This is a genomic window from Rhodococcus sp. OAS809 (assembly GCF_040546695.1).
Taxonomy (GTDB): domain Bacteria; phylum Actinomycetota; class Actinomycetes; order Mycobacteriales; family Mycobacteriaceae; genus Rhodococcus_F; species Rhodococcus_F qingshengii.
The window spans coordinates 4,189,713-4,207,811 of record NZ_JBEPOI010000002.1 but is presented as its reverse complement, the minus strand read 5'-3'; the positions used below and the strand labels follow the sequence as shown (position 1 = coordinate 4,207,811).

Genomic DNA, 18,099 nt, shown 5'->3' with positions numbered 1-18,099 from the left:
ACGGTTGCGGCCTAGCCGGTAAGTGGCTCGTACCTGACGTGTAGAGCTATTCCACAGGTTCGGAAGAGCGGATTCTTTGTCACAATTCGCCGAATCGGGGGACCAAGGTTCGGCGCACGATCACGAGCGGATCTTCGCCGGCGCCCCCGTGGGTTACGCGGACGTGAAAAACGCCCCGAACCTGGTCGGTTCGGGGCGTTTCCCTCATCGCAAATCAGCTGTTGACACCTGAGTGAACTACTCGCGACAACCAGAACGCGCCAGGAATCCGCCTATAGCAACACCTGACAAAGCAATGGCTGCGCCGACGACGGCGCTGACCATCACCGTGCGAGCATCTGTGCCGCCCGCTGTCGGTGCAGCGGCCGGGAGAACCGCCGGTGCCGCGACAGCTCCGGAAACTACCGGCGCGCCTTCGACCGCCACTGCCGGTACCGCCGCCGCCACGGCGGCAGTGACCTTCTCGGGGATGCCGTTGGCAATGACGCCGTCGATGCTCTTGAAGAACACCCCGGCCATCTTCTTGGCTACACCGGTGATCATGCGCTGCCCGACGCCGCCGACCATCCCGCCGACCACGGCGTCGGCGTCATACGAAAGCAGCGTGCCACCCTCGTTCTCCGTCAAGGTGACCGTGACGTCCGCCTTCACCGTGCCGGGAGCACCCGCCCCCGAAGCCGTCATGACAAACGAATTAGGCCGATTCTGTTGCGACAGAACAACCTCGCCGTCGTAGACGCCCTTGATCGACGCGACCCCCGCCATGATGGAGAGCTTGTAGTGATTGTCCGTGAGCTGCTCGAGCGACTGCACACCGGGAATGGTCGCGGCCAGTACACGACCGTCCTGGAGCTTGTCGTAGACCTCTTCGCGAGGTGCCGTCAGCTGCGCGGTGCCGGCGATTCTCATGCATTCTCCTCTGATGACGAACCCGCATGTGCGAGTCGAAGTTCGAACAGTTCGGACGGTGAAATGGGCATGGACGTGATCGAGATTCCTTCGGCGTCCTCGATGGCAGCCGCGATGACGGCGCTGGTGGGGATCACACCGGCCTCACCGGCACCCTTCATTCCGAGTGGGTTGAGCCCTGACGGCGTCACGGTGTGATCCATCTCGAGCGAATCCGGCATCTCGGTGACGAACGGCATCAAGAAGTCCATGTACGACGCGTTGAGCATCTGCCCGTGCTCGTCGTAGACGATCCGCTCGTAGAGTGCGCCGCCGATACCTTGCGCGACGGCGCCCATGACCTGACCTTCGACGATGCGGGGGTTGATCACGTTTCCGCAGTCGTGGATGACAACGTAACGACGGACCGTGATCTCGGCTGTCACGGGATCGGTTTCGACGATCGCCGCGTGCACTCCCGAAGCGAAGGTGGAACTGGGCGGCGAGTAGTAGCCGGTTGCTTCCAGACCGGGCTGCTCACCCTCGGGAATCGGCGGCTTCGACATGTCCGTGTCGGTCTTGGCGAAACCGGTGGCCAGCTTCGACTCACGGTCGAACGCATATCGTAGCGGGTTCGACAGCACGGCAACAACACTCAGCGGTACGGACGTACCCTCCACTCCGGCTTCGGTGCCGATCTTGCACACGTGGCCTTCCCGGAGTTCCAGTTCGGTTTCCGGCAGATCCAGGATTCCGGACGCGATCTTCTTCGCCTTCTCCGCGACCATCTGCGCCGCGACATGGAAGGCCGAACCCGACATGACCGCACCACGCGAGGCGAAAGTGCCGACGGCATAACCGAACCGGCGGGTGTCACCCGTGACGATCTCGACGTCGGAGACCTTGACTCCGAGGTCGTCCGCAACGATCTGGGCGAACGCGGTCTGATGGCCTTGGCCTTGCGTCGTCAAGCCTGTTGCGGCCTTGACCTTTCCGGACGTCTCGACCACGACGTGCGCACCCTCGTAGGGTCCGGGTCCGGTTCCCTCGACGTACGCGCCGATACCGATGCCGACCGACCGACCTTCGGCGCGAGCCTTCCTCTGGTACTCGGGAAATCCGTCCCAGTCGATGAGCTTCTTGAGCTTGTCGATGCCCGCCTGGTAGTCGCCCGTGTCGTAGATCAACGGGCGTCCGTCCTGGAACATCAGGCCGAAGTCGTACGGCATGTCCTCGGGGCGAATGAAGTTCGCCTCCCGCACCGCGATCTTGTCCTTTTTCAGGTACTTGGCGATGGCGTCCATGGATCGCTCCATCGCGAACACGGCCTGCGGACGTCCGGCGCCGCGGTACGGGGTCACGATCACGGTGTTGGTGTACAGCGAATAGGCGTTGACCCGGAACGACTTCGGCTTGTACGGCCCGAGAACCTGCGTCGCGGTGTTGATCATGACGATGATCCCGTACGGCAGGTAGGCACCGTTGTCGTGCCAGAACGTGAAGTCGAACGCCAACAGACGACCCTCGTCGTCGAATCCGATGTCGACCTTCTGGATCTGCCCGCGCTCGTGTGCGCTCGAGATGAAGTGCTCACGGCGATCCTCGACCCACTTCACCTCGCAGGAGATACCGGCCTGGCCGAGGCGTCGAGCAGCCCACGTGATCATGACTTCTTCGGGCCACGGGTGAACGATCTTGACGCCGAATCCGCCGCCGACGTCAGGAGCGATGCAGTGAACCTTGTTCAGCGCCATCCCCAATCGCGCGGCGATTGCGGCGCGGGCGGACGTGGACGTCTGGGTGGAGGTCCAGAACGTGAGGGTGTTCTCGTCACCGTCCCAACGTGCGTAGACGCCCTTGCCCTCCATCGGCATGGAAGCCGAACGCTCGATTTCGAGATCCAGCGTCAGTCGGTGCGGCGCGGCGGCCAGTTCGTCATCCAGATCTCCGAACCCGTGCTGCAGGTGAGCGGCGACGTTGTCCGGAACGTCGGCGTGGACGGCGTTCGCGGCGGTGCGAGCGACGTCGATCCCCACTACAGGCTTCAGCGCCTCGTAGGTGACGTCGATCTTCGCGCAAGCGTCCTCGGCGATGTACCGGTTGTCCGCGACCACCATGGCGATGGCTTCTCCGACATGCTTCACCTCGTCCTTCGCGAGGGGATACCCGTTGCGCGGAGCGATGATTCCCGGATGCGGAATGAGCAGTGGCAGGTTCTCCGCCATTTCCGGCGTGTCGGCCAGGAGATCTTCGTAGGTGTAGATGGCATGTACACCAGGCACTTCCAGCGCCTGGTCGATGTCGATGTCGATGATTCGCGCATGAGCGTGCGGCGACCTGACGAATGCCGCGATCAGCGCGTTGTGGCCCAGATCGTCGAGGTATCGCCCCTGACCGCTGAGCAGACGCGTATCTTCCTCGCGCGGAATCGGTTTACCGAAGAACTTGCCGTCGTCGGCAACCGAATGATCGGCCGTCGAATGATCGGAAGCGGGGTGCTTCGCCCCGTTGCGCTTTGCTGGTTTGACCGGAGTACTCATGCCTTACCCGCCCGTCCTCCGACAGGATTCGTTGTTCCCCGCACCTTGCGATCCAACGCCTCCCGAGTGGACGCGTCGTCGATTCCGAGCGGGAACTGCCCGGCCCGTTCACGCTTGATCTCGGCTGCGCGCAAAACCGACGCCCTGATGTTCTGGTACCCCGTACAACGGCAGAGGTTTCCCGCTATCGCGTCGGTAGCTTCCTCCCGCGTGGGGTTGGGGTTCTCCTCGAGAAATGCCGCGATGGTCGTCACGAATCCCGGAGTGCAGAATCCGCACTGCAGACCGTGACAATCCTTGAACGCCTGCTGAACCGGATGCAAAGTGCCGTCCGGCTCGACGAGGCCTTCGACGGTGGTGATCGATCGACCTTCGAGGCTGGCCGCGAGGACGAGACAGGATCGAACAGGCTTTCCGTCGAGCAGCACGGTGCACGCACCACACACGCCGTGTTCACAACCCACGTGCGTGCCCGTCTTACGGAGGTGGTGACGAATGGCATCCGAAGCCAGAGTGCGGGAGGGAAGAACGACGGTGTTCGTCACCTCGTTGAGCGTGAACGTGACAGCTACATGGTGCTCACCGGTGTCTGCTGCCAGCTCGGCAAGTTGATCATCGATGGAGCGATCGTTTTTGGACATTGTCACCACTTTCCTGCCAGTACTGCGTTCTCACTGAGAGCATCCGTTGCCGCTGCGAAGCCGACCCGCGCGGTGAGCGCGGACACCAACTGCGAGCGGTACGCCGCCGTCCCGTGAATGTCTGCCTCGGTATCTATCTGCGCGCGGGCGCATTCTCCGAGAGTGCGCCACCGCGGATCCCGCTGATCCGTCGCCGACGCCCCCGCCAATACGTCCGTGTAGTCCACGACCTGTCCCAGCTCTCCGGCGGACACGTACGTCATGTGCGCTTCGGCCACCAGACCGTCGACGACGCGAATCCGTGCGACGACACCGACCAGTGCGTAGTCACCGTGACGGCGCGCGATCTCGTCGATGGCGGTTCCCACGCCGGGTTCGGCGGCGGGCACCGACACCGACACCGCGATCTCGTCTGATTCCAGGCTCGACTCGAGAGGGCCGGCGAAGAGATCCGTCGACGCGATCTCGCGGGTGCCACGCACCGACTGGACGGTCACGCTGCCCCCGAGCAGCGTCAGGACTGCCGGCATCTCCGCCGACGGATCGGCATGGACGATGGAGCCGACGCTCGTCCCGCGGTTACGGATCGTGGGGTGCGCTACCAACTGCAGAGCACGGTTCAGCAGAGGCTGGACTCGACGAGCACCTTCGTCGGCCGCCAGCACCGAGTGCGTGGCCAGGGCCTGGAACCGCACTCCTTCGTCTTCGGACGAGGTCACCGAAGCGAGGTTCGGGATCGATCCGATGTCGACGATGTGGGCGGGCGCGGCGAGGCGCATGGACAGCAGCGGCACAAGCGATTGCCCACCGGCGAGCACCTTCCCCTCGTGAGAGACCTCGGAGAGGATTCGGCACGCGTCCTCGACCGAGGACGGTCGGTGATAAGTCAGCGGCGACGGTTTCATTACTCAATCCTGCCTCTATGAGTCACTTCACGTTTTGTGCAGATGTGACAACGGTCACGGGTCATACCTGGCATACATTCAACTTGGCATCACGTGAGCTGCGCCACGGGCTCTTCAAGTTCGTCATCTGACGCATTCGCCCCCGGCGTTGCGCCCGGCCGCCTCCCGGACTTCGGCCTGTTCAGTTCAGGGTTCCAGGACCCCACGAGCCGGCAGAGGTGGTACATCGCGATCAAGACGATGGTGCCGAGCGCGATACCTCCGAGCGAGAACGTGTCACTGAACTTCAGCGCCGTGTCGCCGATACCGATGATCAGACCGGCGGCAATCGGCATCAGATTCAGCGGGTTCCCGAAGTCGACGCCGTTCTCTTTCCAGATCTTGGCGCCGAGCAGACCGATCATGCCGAACAGAACCACAAGAATTCCGCCCAGGACGCCGCCGGGCGTCGCCGCCATGACTGCTCCGAACTTGGGCGAGAAGCCGAGCAGGATCGCGATGAAACCCGCAATCACGTACGCGGCGGTCGAGTACACCCGCGTGGCAGCCATGACACCGATGTTCTCGGCATGAGTCGTCGTAGGGGAGCCGCCTACTGCGCTGGCGATGGCGGTGGCGGTGGCAAAACCGTCACCGGCAATGGCGCGTCCGATGTACGGGTCGAGGTCGTCGCCCGTGATTTCGGCGACCGCCTTGACGTGTCCGGCGTTTTCCGCGACCAGTGCGATGACACCGGGAAGCACCAGAACGATGAACGTGAGGCTGAACGAGGGAGCATGAATACCGACGATCCCGTTGGCTTCGTCCGAGAACGGCGGCAACCCGAACCAGGACGCCGAGTGCACCAAATCCCAGTTGACACGAAAGTGCTCGGTGGGTGCGCCACTACCACTGGCGGACGTGATCGGACCGGAGAGCCGGTCGAGGACCCACGAGAAGATGTAGCCGAAAACCAGCGCGACGAGAATGGCGATACGTCCCAGGAAGCCGCGTAGCGCAACGCTCATCACGATCAGTGCAACCATCACGATCAGTGCCACCCACTGATCCTGCGGCCAGTACAACCCCGCGACCACAGGCGCCAGGTTGAAGCCGATCAACATCACCACAGCGCCGGTCACCACCGGCGGTAGCGCTTTACTGATGACGCCACCGCCGAGAAAGTGGATGGCGATGCCGACGAATCCCAGAACCAACCCCGACACCAGAATCGCACCGGTCACTTCGGCCGTCGTTCCACCTTGGGCACGAATGGCGGCAACGCCACCGACAAAAGCTGCGGATGTTCCGAGGTAGCTGGGGACGTGCCCCTTGACCACCAGCAGGAAGAAGAGCGTACAAAAGCCCGACATCATCACGGCAAGTTGAGGATTGAGGCCCATGATGATCGGGAAGACGAACGTCGCGCCGAACATCGACACGACATGCTGGCCGCCCAACCCGATGGTTCTCGCCCAACTGAGTCGCTCGCCGGGAGCGACCACTTCACCGGCTCCGATGTTCTTTCCGTCTCCGTGCAACGTCCAGATCGGCATGACGAGACCTTTCGCAAAGGAGGAAGGTGTTCGAAATGCTTTGTGCCCCAGCTCACAAACACCGTGTCTGGAGTGAAACGCTAATGCAGGACCGAGATTTGGACGTGATGACAATCTGCCAGAACCCACTCACCGAGATTGGCAACAATGGTGGCAGATGATGCGGGCAGGGGTCATCGTCAGTGCTGGAGGCAGTTTCGACCGAGATGAGGACCACGCCACAAAGGGCCCAAACATTTTCTTCGGCTTAATGATTCCGTAACACGATGTCTGTCAACGGAAAACGAGGTACCTAGCCGAGGGCTGCGAGGATTCCCGCTGCCATCTCCGCGACCTGATCATCGGTCATGACGAACGTCGGCGAAATCTGCATCGCACCCTGACCCGCGGCGCGACCCGAAATACCATGCTCGCGAAGCGTCTTCACAAACGGCAACGCCTCCGCCGGATCAGCCAACTGCACCGCAGCAACCGCACCGAGCCCACTACGAACCTCCGCCACCCGCGGATGCTCCGCCAACGGCTGCAGATGCGTATGCAACGACGCCTCCAAACGCTTCGACTCCGCGAGCAAATTCTCACGCTCGAGAATGTCGAGGTTCGCCATCGCCGCAGCAGCAGCACCGGCATGCCCGCCGTACGTGTACCCATGGCGCCACCACGAACCCGCATAGAACGGCTCCGCCACCCGCGGCGCGATGAACACCGCACCCATCGGAACATAACCCGACGTCAAACCCTTTGCCGTGGTCATCATGTCGGGCTGCAAATCGAAACGAGTAGACGCGAACCACTCACCACCGATACGGCCGAAACCGGTCACGACCTCGTCGACGACAAACAGAATGTCGTGCTCACGGCAGATGTCACGCACCTCCGCCAGATACCCCTCCGGCGGCAGATACACCCCACCCGCACCGATGATCGGCTCCGCGAAGAACGCAGCGATCTTGTTCGCACCGACCCTCTCGATCAACTCGAGCAGACTCTTCGCATCATCCCAGCCGACCGTCGCCGCATCCGCCATCAGCTCGCCGTACCCCTCACGGTTCACCGGAATACCAGCGAGAGCCGTTCCCGCAACGTGCATTCCGTGATACGCCTTCTGACGACCGACGATGATCGCCTTCTCCGGCTGCCCCACCTCGTGCCAGTACCGACGAGCAAGCTTCGCCGCAGTGTCCACCGAATCCGAACCACCCGAAGTGAAGAAGATCTTGCTCCCGGCAACCGGCGCGATCGTCGCCAACCGCTCCGCCAACACCTGCGTGGTCTCGGGAACAAAATCACCGAAATTCGAGAAATGAGCGATCTTCGACAACTGAGCCGCCACCGCATCCGCGATCTCCGTGCGCCCGTGCCCGACATTGGTGAACCACAGGCCCGCCGTCGCATCCAGATACCGCGTGCCCTCGCGGTCCCAGATGTACGCGCCCTCACCGCGAGAGACGACAAACGCGCCGTTCTTCTCCACAGCGCCCATGTCCGCGAACCCGTGCCACAATGCCGAAGCCATCGTCTTTCTCTCCCAACTGGATACGTTCGAAATAGATCGGTCAGTTCACGCGGAGTGCGGGCGGAAGAACCCGCTCGACCCACTGGGTTGCCTGCTCGAATGCGTAGGCGAGTTGGAGTACGTCCAAGTCGGCTCCGTGCCGACCGATGATCTGGATACCCATGGGAAGCGAACGATCGTCGAAGCCGACCGGCATCCCCGCAACCGGAACCCCGGCCATCGTCCAGGGAACAACCGTCTCCATCCACCGGTGATACGTGTCCATCGATCGGCCGTCGACGGTCTCGGGCCAGTGAGTGTTCTTGTCGAAAGGAAACACCTGAGCACTCGGCGCGAGAATGTAGTCGTAGGTTTCGAACATCTTGGTAATGGCCGACAGCCAGCCGTTGCGGGCCTCCGCGGCCTTGGTCACGTCGAGAGCCGACAGTGTGACCGCGTGCTCGAGTTCCCACAACAGTTCGGGCTTCATCAACTCGCGCAAGCTCGGATCGTTGTACTGATCGATCAAGCCGAGCTGTGCCCACCAACGCCACCGCAAGAACAGTTGCCAGATGTCCTCGGGTTTGAAGTCGGGAAGCGCCGCCTCGACGCGGCACCCCAACTGTTCGAAGACCTCGAACGAGGATTCGCACAACTCGAGAACTCCAGGTTCGGTTGCCAGGTAACCGTTCCAGTCACCGACCCATGCGATCCGAGAGCCCTTCAGATCACGTGCGAGGCTTTCGGTGAATACCGCGGGATCCTCACGAATCCCCAACGGTGCATAAGCATCCGGCCCCGCCATCGTGGAAAGCAGGTGAGCCACGTCGGTGACGGTTCGGCCCATCGGGCCCACAACAGCGCCCTGAGCGATGAATCCCGTCTCCGGTATCCGACCCCAGGATGGTCGAAACCCAACAACGTTGTTGAATGCCGACGGGTTTCGGAGCGAACCCATGTAATCGCTTCCGTCAGCCACCGGCAACATGCGGAGCGCCAACGACGCTGCGGCGCCACCGCTGCTACCGCCGGCAGTGCGCGAATTGTCGTACGGCGACACCGTCGTACCCCACACCGGGTTGTACGTCTGGGATCCGAGCCCGAACTCCGGTGTGTTCGTCTTGCCGATCACAATGGCACCGGCAGACCTGATCCGCTTGACGAACAGTTCGTCATCTTCGGCGATTCGGTCCGCGAACATCGGCGACCCGGACGTGAACGGCAGACCCTTGGCTGCCGAAAGATCCTTCACCGCATGCGGAAACCCGTGCATCCAACCGAGATACTGCCCACTCGCCAACTGCGAATCACGCTCGCGCGCCTCCGCCGTCAACGCTTCCCGATCCCGCAATGCGACGATCGCGTTCACCGCCGGGTTATGTAATTCGATCTGATCGAGGAAGCTCTCCATCACCTCGACACACGACACTTCACGCCTGCGTATCAGACCACTGAGCGTGACCGCATCGGCCATGACGAGTTCGCGATTCTCGGGCGCACCGGAAACGCTCTCGTCGACAGGGTCAGCAGCATGAACCATCGTGAATCCTTTCAAGCAGTGAAGTGGGGTACGCCGCGGCGGACTCGCCGCCACCGGCAACTGATTCGAGGACGAATTGCCGGTGGCGGCGCGACTGTCGAGGTTTCCAGCGAGGTTCTTGCCTACTACTGACCGAGATCGACGATGGCAGCGACTGGGCCGCCGCCCTCGGGACCCTGGTGCGCTGCCGATACCGAGACGAACACTGCCGGATCGCCGGTGACAGCTGCCGTGACTCCGCCGACACACGACTTGATCTGGCGGTGCCAGTGCACGTCGGAGTCGTCGAGCATCGCATTACGACGGCCACGGACCGTTCCGTCCTGACTGGCCTCGCACTTCAAGAACACGTTGACGAGTTGACCGTCCAGGTCGCTCGAGTGCGGCCGCTCCGGAAGTTCGAGTCCGGCGTCACGGATCGCCGCCCAGATGCCGTCCTGGTCGAGCGGATCCTTCATCACGCTGTGGCCGATCCGGTAGCGTCCGCCGACGCCACGTGCGTTACCGACGACGACGATCTGCGCGCGGTCCAACTCGACGCCGGACGAGCAGGATGCGACAGAGGAGAAGAGTTCGCGGCTGTGCATGACATCCTCGTCGGTCGGCATGTCGATTTCGCCGAGCGCAACCGCGATCCCCAGAGCCGTTCCGCCGTTGGACAGGTCCATCGACTCATGAGTCTGTTCGGTCCACACAGTCTTGCCGCGGCTCTTGGCGTCACGGATGGTGTGAATTGTCAGCAACGGAGTCTTGGTCTGTACGTAGTGCACGTCGGCGGGATCGGTGATGCCGGCATTGGCCATCGCGTCTTTCACTGCCGCAGCAACTTTGGTGATCATGGCCGTACGGCCGATGTCCTCGGGCAGCAGTTGCTCACTCATGGCGACACCCACGGTCAGGCGCGGCTCGTCGGTCTTGGTGACCTTGTCTGCCGGCACGGTCGCGAAGATCGTCGCGTGCGGGCTGATCACGCCGTCCGTGCCGCCGGACCAGACGATCGGCACCTCCGCCACTTCTTCGGGGCTGCGATTACCCTTGGCGGAGAGAACCTCTCGGAACGCTCGGTCCGCGATGATGCGCGTGTAGTCGTTGACGCCGCCGTTACCCTCGGTTTTGCCGATGACTGCAATGACGCGGTCGGCCTCGAGGACACCGTCGTCGATCAGCTTGGCGAGCTCACTGGCGTCGGAGACGCTGTGTAGCGGAACCTTACGGACCTCGATTGCTTCGGGCATTGGCATCTCCTTGTATAGGGAATCGTGGAGGCAAAATTGGGCCTTGACAGCTCCGGGCGCCCAGTCCAGCCGAGCGGTTCGGAACTGCCGTGTCGACCACGCTATGACGACTCGAACCCATCGGCATCGTCAATACTTGCCCAAACGAAAACCGCGATTGGTTATTTCGACTCCGAATCACCGGTTGTGCGCCGCCCCATCGGTTCTCACTTACGATTCGACCATGGACACCACTGTTGTCGACCATCCGCTGGCGGCATCGCTGCTCACGACCATGCGCGACGCTCGCAGCGACAACGCAACGTTCCGGTCCGCCTTGCGCAGACTGACCCATATGTTGGTCTACGAGGCCATGCGCGGCGCAGAACTGGAACAGTTCGACATCGAGACGCCAGTTGCTCCGACGCTGGGGGTGCGGCTGGCGAATCCACCACTCCTGGTCCCGGTCTTGCGAGCGGGCCTCGGCATGGTCGAACAGGCGAGTGCCCTCATTCCGCAGGCAGGCGTCGGTTTCGTGGGAATGGCACGAGACGAGAAGACACACCAGCCGGTTCCGTATCTGGAGTCCCTGCCTGCTGATCTGTCGAGCACCCCCGTCTACGTCCTCGATCCGATGTTGGCGACCGGTGGATCCATCGTCCGCACAATCGATCTGCTCATTGCACGCGGAGCCACCGATGTGACTGCAATATGTGTCGTCGTGGCTCCGGAAGGGATCGAAGCACTGAAGAACTCCGGACATCCGGTCCGGCTCCTCACAGCGAGCATCGACGACGGCCTGAACGAAAATGCTTTCCTGATACCTGGACTCGGAGACGCGGGCGATCGCCAATTCGGGCCGCGGTAGTTGGCAGACATACGGAGAACCGCTCATTCCGAGAGGCTATTTTCGTCAACTGTTGACAATGTTCACTGTGAGATCGAGCGTAGTCTCGCGACATGGATAGATCTGCCAAATATTCGAGCGAAGAGCTTCAACATTTGCCAGAAGGTGGCGACTACAGACTCACAGTTCGGGATGTCCTCGAGCTGCCCAGTCTGCGTGGAGCCGAAGTCCTTGCCGGGCACGGGGGCTTGCGCCACCTCGTTCAATCGGTGAACGTGATGGAAGTACCGGACATCCTCGCTTGGGTGAAGCCGAACGAGTTGTTGGTGACAACCGGGTTCCCGCTGCGCTACGGGCGAACCGGCGAGCTTCTCGACGACACAGATCTCAGTGACCTCGTCGACGGTCTTGCACGTCGAGGAGTCGCGGCACTTGCCGTGAAAACGGGCCGTTATCTCGACGAGCTGCCCGAGGCGATGCTGCACATGGCAGAGCAGCGAGGGCTTCCGCTGTTGGTTCTTCCCGTCACCGCGGGATTCGACGAGGTGATCTCGGAGGTCTTCACCAAGTTGGTGGCGAAGCAGTCCGCGGCACTCGACATTGCCGATCGACTTCACCGCTCGTTGACGTCGATCGTCTTGGAAGGTGGCGATCTACCTCAGATTGCCGCAGAATTCGCCGCGCTTTTCGACGTCAGCGTTCTCATCTGCTCGCCGGACGGAAGAGTGTTGACGGAGGCCGGAGATTCAGCCGCGCTGAACGCGCTTCCGTTGTTCGAAAGCACCGGTCGGTTCCTGACCGAACGGGTCGCTGTCGGTTTACAGAACGCGCCCAAAGGATTTCCCGGCCAGTTGGCGCTCACCCGGGTGGTGGCCGGCGGCACCGACCACGGCCGAATGGTGGCGTACGCCGGCACCCACGAACTCGGCGCAGTTGTCGTTCAAGCGCTGGAGCGAGCGGCCACCGTTGCCGCGCTGGCCGTCACCAAACAGCTGGCAGTTGCGGCAGTGGAATCCAAGTTCCGCGGCGACTTCCTCCGCGACGCACTGATAGGCGAAGCCGGCTCGCCAGCGGAAGTGAGCGCGCACTTCACCCAGTTGGGGTGGGATGTCACTCGTCCACTTGCCGTTGTGGTTGCAGAACTCGACGTCGATCACCCGGAATCCCAGCACGCGAATTCCACTCGCACGGACCAAGATCGACTCAGCGACGGCTGGCAACAAGTGGTACGAACACACGAGCGGACGGCGCCGTCCGTCGGGTTTCGACACGAGGTGGTCACGCTTTTCCCGACCAGCACCGACCGTGCGGTTCGGGACATCGAAGGGTTGGTGCGCAAGGTTGCCGGCGATCGCACCAGCGGCCGCCGATCCTTCAGCACGGGAGTGAGCCGGGTGATCTACTCCCTGGCCGATCTACCCGCGGCCTACGACCAAGCCTGTACAGCCGTGGTCGTCGGCCGACGTATCAACGGGCCGGGGCAGATCGCACACTTCGACGAACTCGGTGTACACCGACTCCTCTCGCTCCAGACGGACAAGAGCGAACTGCGTTCGTTCACCGATGACGTTCTGAAGTCCTTGTCGGCGGACAACGCCGAAGCCGCTGACCTGCGTCTGACACTCCAGACCCTGCTCGACTGCAATTGCAATGTCGCCGAGGCCTCCCGGGCGCTGCACATGCACTACAACACTTTGCGTTACAGAATCGGAAAGCTGGAGAGCGTCGTCGGATCGTTCACCGACGACCCCGTCCTTCGATTGAACGTCTCACTCGCCCTGCAGGTCATGAAGATGCACGAAATGTCATGACTTCGCACGATATGAGCTGACAGAACGTCCCGATAACGGTTCGATACAACCGCAATCGCGCCGCCCGGTGAGCGTTCGTCACTTCTTACCCACCACTGACACCCGTCGTCGGCAAGGTTACCCATGTGCCGTTCACCGGTGCCCGCTTACGGTTCGAAAGACGGGCCGCACATACCTCCTTCAGTGGCCCTGGCCGGTTTCTCGGTCCAGCGGACCGGAGTCGACCGAACTACGGAGGCCTCAACCACCAACTGGCTCAGCCAATTACACCAGAACACGGCGGTGCGACATGAACTCGACTTCGAAGCCTCACAACACAAGTGCTCGTAGTGGTCCGTTACACGACGTGATAGTCGTCGACCTCACGCGCGCACTCGCGGGTCCTCACGCGGCAATGATGCTCGGCGATCTGGGTGCCGACGTGATCAAGGTCGAATCACCTCACGGCGGCGACGACACCCGTGGGTGGGGGCCGCCTTTTGTGGAGCCCACGTTGGAACCACCGAACACGCAACGGGAATCGACGTATTTTCTGTCCACGAACCGGAACAAGAAGTCGATCACGCTCGATCTGAAATCCGACAGTGGGCGCGCGACCCTCGAAGATCTCGTCTGCCGCGCCGATGTTCTCATGGAGAACTTCCGCACCGGAGTTCTCGATCGACTCGGATTCTCGACCGAGCGGCTGGCCGAACTCAATCCTCGACTGATCGTTCTGTCCATCAGCGGTTTCGGCCACGACGGCCCGGAAGGCGGTCGCGCCGGCTACGACCAGATCGCCCAGGGGGAAGCCGGACTCATGTCGCTGACCGGCTCGAGTCCGGACGACGTTCAACGAGTCGGAGTTCCGATCGCCGATCTTCTCGCCGGAATGTACGGGGCGTTCGGTGTCGTCGCGGCTTTGAAGGAACGCGAGCAGACGGGGAGAGGCCGCGTTGTCCGAACGTCGCTCTTGGCCAGCGTGGTCGGTGTTCACGCGTTTCAAGGAACGAAGTGGACCGTCGCCGGTGAGGTAGGCACAGCGCAGGGCAACCACCATCCCTCCATCGCACCGTACGGACTCTTTCGTACCGGCGATGGCGCAGTACAGATCTCGGTCGGCAGCGAAAGCCTGTGGAGAAGATTCTGCGAAGGATTCGACCTCGACCCTGACGCCCCGGGTATGGCAACAAACGCCGAACGCGTCGAAAATCATTTCCAGGTCGTCGAATTGATCGAACGTACCTTCAAGCCGTACTCGCGTGACGAGCTTCTGACCGAACTCGACCGCATCGGAGTACCGGCAGGACGGGTTCGGACGATCTCCGAAGTGTACGAATGGGAGCAGACCCGATCACAGGGATTGCTCGTCGACGTCGACCACAGCACGCTCGGAAACATCACACTGCCCGGTCCACCGCTACGATTTTTCGATCCGGACGGAACCGAAGTGACGGAGACCCGCCACACTGCACCTCCGGTTCTCGGTGAAGACACTGACGAAATCATGTCGTGGCTACAAGGATTCACCCGATGAACCGCCTGACGGCTCGCGACTTGCTCGATCTGGTGATCGATGCCGGCACCTGGGAATCGTGGGATACCCCTCCGATTCCCGTCGCGACCGACTCCGACTACGCCGAAGCACTTCTGCGGGCCCAGGAGAAGACCGGGCTCGACGAGTCCGTCCTGACCGGAAGCGCCTCCGTCCGAGGCCGCCGTGTGGCAATCATCGTCTGCGAGTTCGGTTTTCTCGGTGGTTCGATCGGCGTGGCGGCGGGAGAACGCCTCGTCGTCGCCATCCGTCGAGCCACCCAAGAGCAGCTGCCCCTTCTTGCGCTTCCCACGTCCGGGGGAACGCGTATGCAGGAGGGGACGACGGCGTTTTTGCAGATGGTCAAGATCACCGCGGCGCTCATCAAGCACAAAGAAGCGCACCTGCCCTACATCGTCTATCTCCGAAACCCCACCACCGGAGGCGTATTCGCGTCCTGGGGATCACTCGGTCACGTGACGATCGCGGAACCGGGGGCCCTCGTCGGATTCCTCGGCCCTCGAGTGTTCGAGGCCTTGTACAACTCACCTTTCCCCGCCGGTGTCCAGACAGCGGAGAACCTTCACGAGCACGGACTCATCGATGCAGTGAGGCCGCCAGACCAGCTCGCCGAAATCGTCGAACGCGCATTGCGCATCATCACCGGGGCGCATCGTGGGTACTTATTGCCCAGTGACCCGTGCTCGTACGATTGCCCACCCGATACGTCGGCGTGGGAATCCGTCGTCGCATCCCGGCGCGAAGACCGACCGGGGATACGGGAAGTGTTGCTCAATTCCGCCTCGGACATGCTCCCGCTCAACGGAACCGGCCAAGGCGAGAACGATCCCGGCATCATGCTCGCGCTCGTTCGCTTCGGCGACATGCCCTGCGTCCTTCTCGGACAGGACCCGGCGCGGACAGACTGCTCACTCCCCACTCGGCCCCGGCGCTCTGCGGGAGGCTCGGCGAGGTATGCGGCTGGCCGCAGAACTCGACCTGCCGCTGGTGACGATCATCGACACAGCGGGCGCGGCACTGTCGAAGGAGGCCGAAGAAGGTGGACTGGCGGGCGAGATCGCTCGGTGCATAGCCGACATGATTTCACTCGAGGTCCCCACCATTTCCCTCCTGCTCGGGCAGGGCACGGGCGGCGGCGCCCTGGCACTGATTCCGGCCGATCGAGTGCTGGCGGCCCGCCACGGTTGGCTCTCGCCCTTACCTCCCGAAGGTGCGAGCGCGATCATGTTCCACGACGTCACGCACGCGCCGGACATGGCAGCCAGTCAAGGGATCAGGTCCTTCGATCTGCTCGCGGGCGGCATCGTCGATCGGGTCATCCCCGAATTTCCCGATGCCGCGGACGAATCCGCCGCCTTCTGCACTCGCGTCGGAGCGGTACTGCACTACGAGCTGAGCGTGCTCAGTGCTACCGATGCGACTGAACGGCTCAACACCCGCACCGAACGCATCGACCGTATCGGCCTGGTCGAAGCCAGTACCTCCGTCTGATCGATCAGTACCCAGAACACCGGAAAGGCCGGACATCCTCCGCGGAGGATGTCCGGCCTTCGTCGATCGAGCACACTCAGCCAAGCGTCACGTGAGTTGCTTGGCGGGTTCCTCCCGATCGCCGCCGGGAGTCTTCGAATCCGGCTTGTTCGGTTCCGGATTCTTCGCATTCAGTTCCGGGTTCTTCGAACCGATGAACTGGCACAGGTGGTACATCCCGATCACGACGATGGTGCCGAGCGCGATGCCGCTGAGCGAGAACGTGTCACTGAACTTCAGAGCGGTGTCGCCGATACCGATGATGAGGCCGGCCGCGATCGGCATGAGGTTGAGCGGATTCCCGAAGTCGACGCCGTTCTCCTTCCAGATCTTGGCGCCGAGCAGACCGATCATGCCGTAGAGCACCACGGTGATTCCGCCGAGAACACCGCCGGGCGTCGCCGAGATGACGGCACCGAACTTGGGGGAGAAGCCGAGCATCATGGCGACGATGCCGGCAACCGCGTAGGCGGCGGTGGAGTACACACGGGTCGCTGCCATGACACCGATGTTCTCGGCGTACGTCGTGGTGGGCGAACCGCCGACGCTGCTGGCGATAGCGGTGGCGAAACCGTCACCGGCGAGCGCACGTCCCATGTACGGGTCGAGGTCGTCCCCGGTCATCTCGGCCACGGCCTTGACGTGGCCCGCGTTCTCCGCGATCAACGCGATGACACCCGGAAGGACCAGGATGATGAACGTGAGGCTGAACGACGGAGCGTGGATGCCGACGATTCCGTTGGCCTCGTCCGAGAACGGAGGAAGCCCGAACCACGACGCCGACTGCACCGAATCCCAGTTGACGCGGAAGTGCTCGGTGATCTGACCGGTGCCTGCGTCGTAGGAGGTGATCGTCCCCGAGACCCGGTCGAGGATCCAGGAGAGGACGTAGCCGAAGATCAGCGCCAGGAAGATGGCGATGCGCGCCATGAAGCCTCGTAGCGCGATACTCATGACGATCAGGGCCACCATGACGATCAGAGCCACCCACTGGTCCTGTGGCCAGTACAGCCCCGCGACGACGGGTGCCAGGTTGAATCCGATCAGCATCACCACTGCGCCGGTCACCACCGGGGGAAGAACCTTGAATACGACCCGGCCACCGAGGAAGTGGATCGCGATACCGATGGCTGCCAGGACCAGTCCGGACACCAGGATCGCGCCGGTCACCTCTGCGGATGTTCCGCCTTGGGCACGAATGGCGGCGATACCACCGACAAAGGCCGCCGACGTACCGAGGTAGCTGGGAATGCGTCCCTTGACCACCAGCAGGAAGAAGAGCGTACAGAAACCCGACATCATCACGGCAAGTTGAGGATTGAGCCCCATGATGATCGGGAAGACGAACGTCGCGCCGAACATCGACACCACGTGCTGGCTGCCCAGCCCGATGGTTCTTCCCCAGCTGAGCCGCTCGCCGGGAGCGACCACTTCACCCGGTTTGATGTTCTTTCCATCTCCGTGCAACGTCCAAATCGGCATGATGGGACCTTTCGTGCAGAGGAAGGTGTCCGAACGCTGAGTGTGCTCCAGCTCACAAAACACCGTGACTGGAGTGAAACGCTATTACAGCGCGGGGGTATCGACGTGATGACAATCTGCCAGAACCCACCGACCCG

13 protein-coding genes and 1 pseudogene are annotated in these 18,099 nt (G+C 62.4%); 5 read left to right on the top strand and 9 right to left on the bottom strand.

Annotated features, from left to right (window positions below; genetic code table 11):
• Positions 1–237: 237 nt before the first annotated feature.
• The 7 genes from ABIE52_RS22585 to ABIE52_RS22555 all read right to left on the bottom strand — a co-directional run bounded on the left by ABIE52_RS22585 (position 238) and on the right by ABIE52_RS22555 (position 9,544).
• A complete protein-coding gene (locus tag ABIE52_RS22585; RefSeq protein ID WP_007735490.1) occupies positions 238–909 on the bottom strand; it encodes an SRPBCC family protein in 672 nt (223 codons plus the stop codon).
• A complete protein-coding gene (gene cutA, locus ABIE52_RS22580) occupies positions 906–3,428 on the bottom strand; it encodes an aerobic carbon-monoxide dehydrogenase large subunit (RefSeq protein WP_007735488.1) in 2,523 nt (840 codons plus the stop codon). The genes ABIE52_RS22585 and cutA overlap by 4 nt, the downstream gene beginning before the upstream one ends.
• Complete coding sequence (locus ABIE52_RS22575) at positions 3,425–4,069, bottom strand: (2Fe-2S)-binding protein (RefSeq protein WP_003946048.1); 645 nt, start codon at positions 4,067–4,069, stop codon at positions 3,425–3,427. The genes cutA and ABIE52_RS22575 overlap by 4 nt, the downstream gene beginning before the upstream one ends.
• Before the next feature lie 2 nt (positions 4,070–4,071).
• Entirely contained in the window at positions 4,072–4,974 is a 903-nt protein-coding gene (locus ABIE52_RS22570) for an FAD binding domain-containing protein (RefSeq protein ID WP_042448023.1), read from the bottom strand.
• A gap of 89 nt (positions 4,975–5,063) precedes the next feature.
• The gene (locus ABIE52_RS22565; protein ID WP_192712621.1) at positions 5,064–6,509 is read right to left on the bottom strand and encodes a uracil-xanthine permease family protein; all 1,446 of its coding nucleotides are present in this window, start codon (positions 6,507–6,509) and stop codon (positions 5,064–5,066) included.
• A 292-nt stretch (positions 6,510–6,801) separates the two neighbouring features.
• The gene (locus tag ABIE52_RS22560; RefSeq protein ID WP_047269349.1) at positions 6,802–8,025 is read right to left on the bottom strand and encodes an aminotransferase family protein; all 1,224 of its coding nucleotides are present in this window, start codon (positions 8,023–8,025) and stop codon (positions 6,802–6,804) included.
• A gap of 40 nt (positions 8,026–8,065) precedes the next feature.
• Complete coding sequence (locus ABIE52_RS22555) at positions 8,066–9,544, bottom strand: amidase (protein ID WP_064113047.1); 1,479 nt, start codon at positions 9,542–9,544, stop codon at positions 8,066–8,068.
• Here ABIE52_RS22555 and ABIE52_RS22550 point away from each other — a divergent pair.
• Positions 9,536–9,676, top strand: a complete 141-nt coding sequence (locus ABIE52_RS22550) for a hypothetical protein (protein ID WP_155277953.1) — start codon at positions 9,536–9,538, stop codon at positions 9,674–9,676. The genes ABIE52_RS22555 and ABIE52_RS22550 overlap by 9 nt on opposite strands.
• On the opposite strand, the gene bar is transcribed toward ABIE52_RS22550, so the two are convergent.
• Positions 9,670–10,779 (bottom strand): barbiturase, encoded by a 1,110-nt coding sequence (bar, locus tag ABIE52_RS22545; protein ID WP_007735206.1) that lies wholly within the window; start codon positions 10,777–10,779, stop codon positions 9,670–9,672. The two genes, ABIE52_RS22550 and bar, sit on opposite strands and share 7 nt — an antisense overlap.
• Positions 10,780–11,002: 223 nt before the next feature.
• On the opposite strand from bar, the gene upp reads away from it, so the two are divergent.
• The 4 genes and pseudogenes from upp (at position 11,003) to ABIE52_RS22525 (ending at position 16,441) form a co-directional block, all read left to right on the top strand.
• Complete coding sequence (gene upp / locus ABIE52_RS22540) at positions 11,003–11,626, top strand: uracil phosphoribosyltransferase (protein ID WP_007735207.1); 624 nt, start codon at positions 11,003–11,005, stop codon at positions 11,624–11,626.
• Positions 11,627–11,718: 92 nt separating this feature from the next.
• Entirely contained in the window at positions 11,719–13,416 is a 1,698-nt protein-coding gene (locus ABIE52_RS22535) for a PucR family transcriptional regulator (protein WP_003946020.1), read from the top strand.
• Between the two features lie 289 nt (positions 13,417–13,705).
• On the top strand, positions 13,706–14,932 hold the full coding sequence (locus ABIE52_RS22530; RefSeq protein WP_030537716.1) for a CaiB/BaiF CoA transferase family protein: 1,227 nt from the start codon (positions 13,706–13,708) through the stop codon (positions 14,930–14,932).
• Positions 14,929–16,441: pseudogene (locus tag ABIE52_RS22525) on the top strand (carboxyl transferase domain-containing protein). The gene ABIE52_RS22530 and the pseudogene ABIE52_RS22525 overlap by 4 nt, the downstream one beginning before the upstream one ends.
• Before the next feature lie 87 nt (positions 16,442–16,528).
• Here the strand turns inward: ABIE52_RS22525 and ABIE52_RS22520 are convergent.
• A complete protein-coding gene (locus ABIE52_RS22520; protein WP_003946008.1) occupies positions 16,529–17,962 on the bottom strand; it encodes a uracil-xanthine permease family protein in 1,434 nt (477 codons plus the stop codon).
• Between the last annotated feature and the right edge of the window lie 137 nt (positions 17,963–18,099).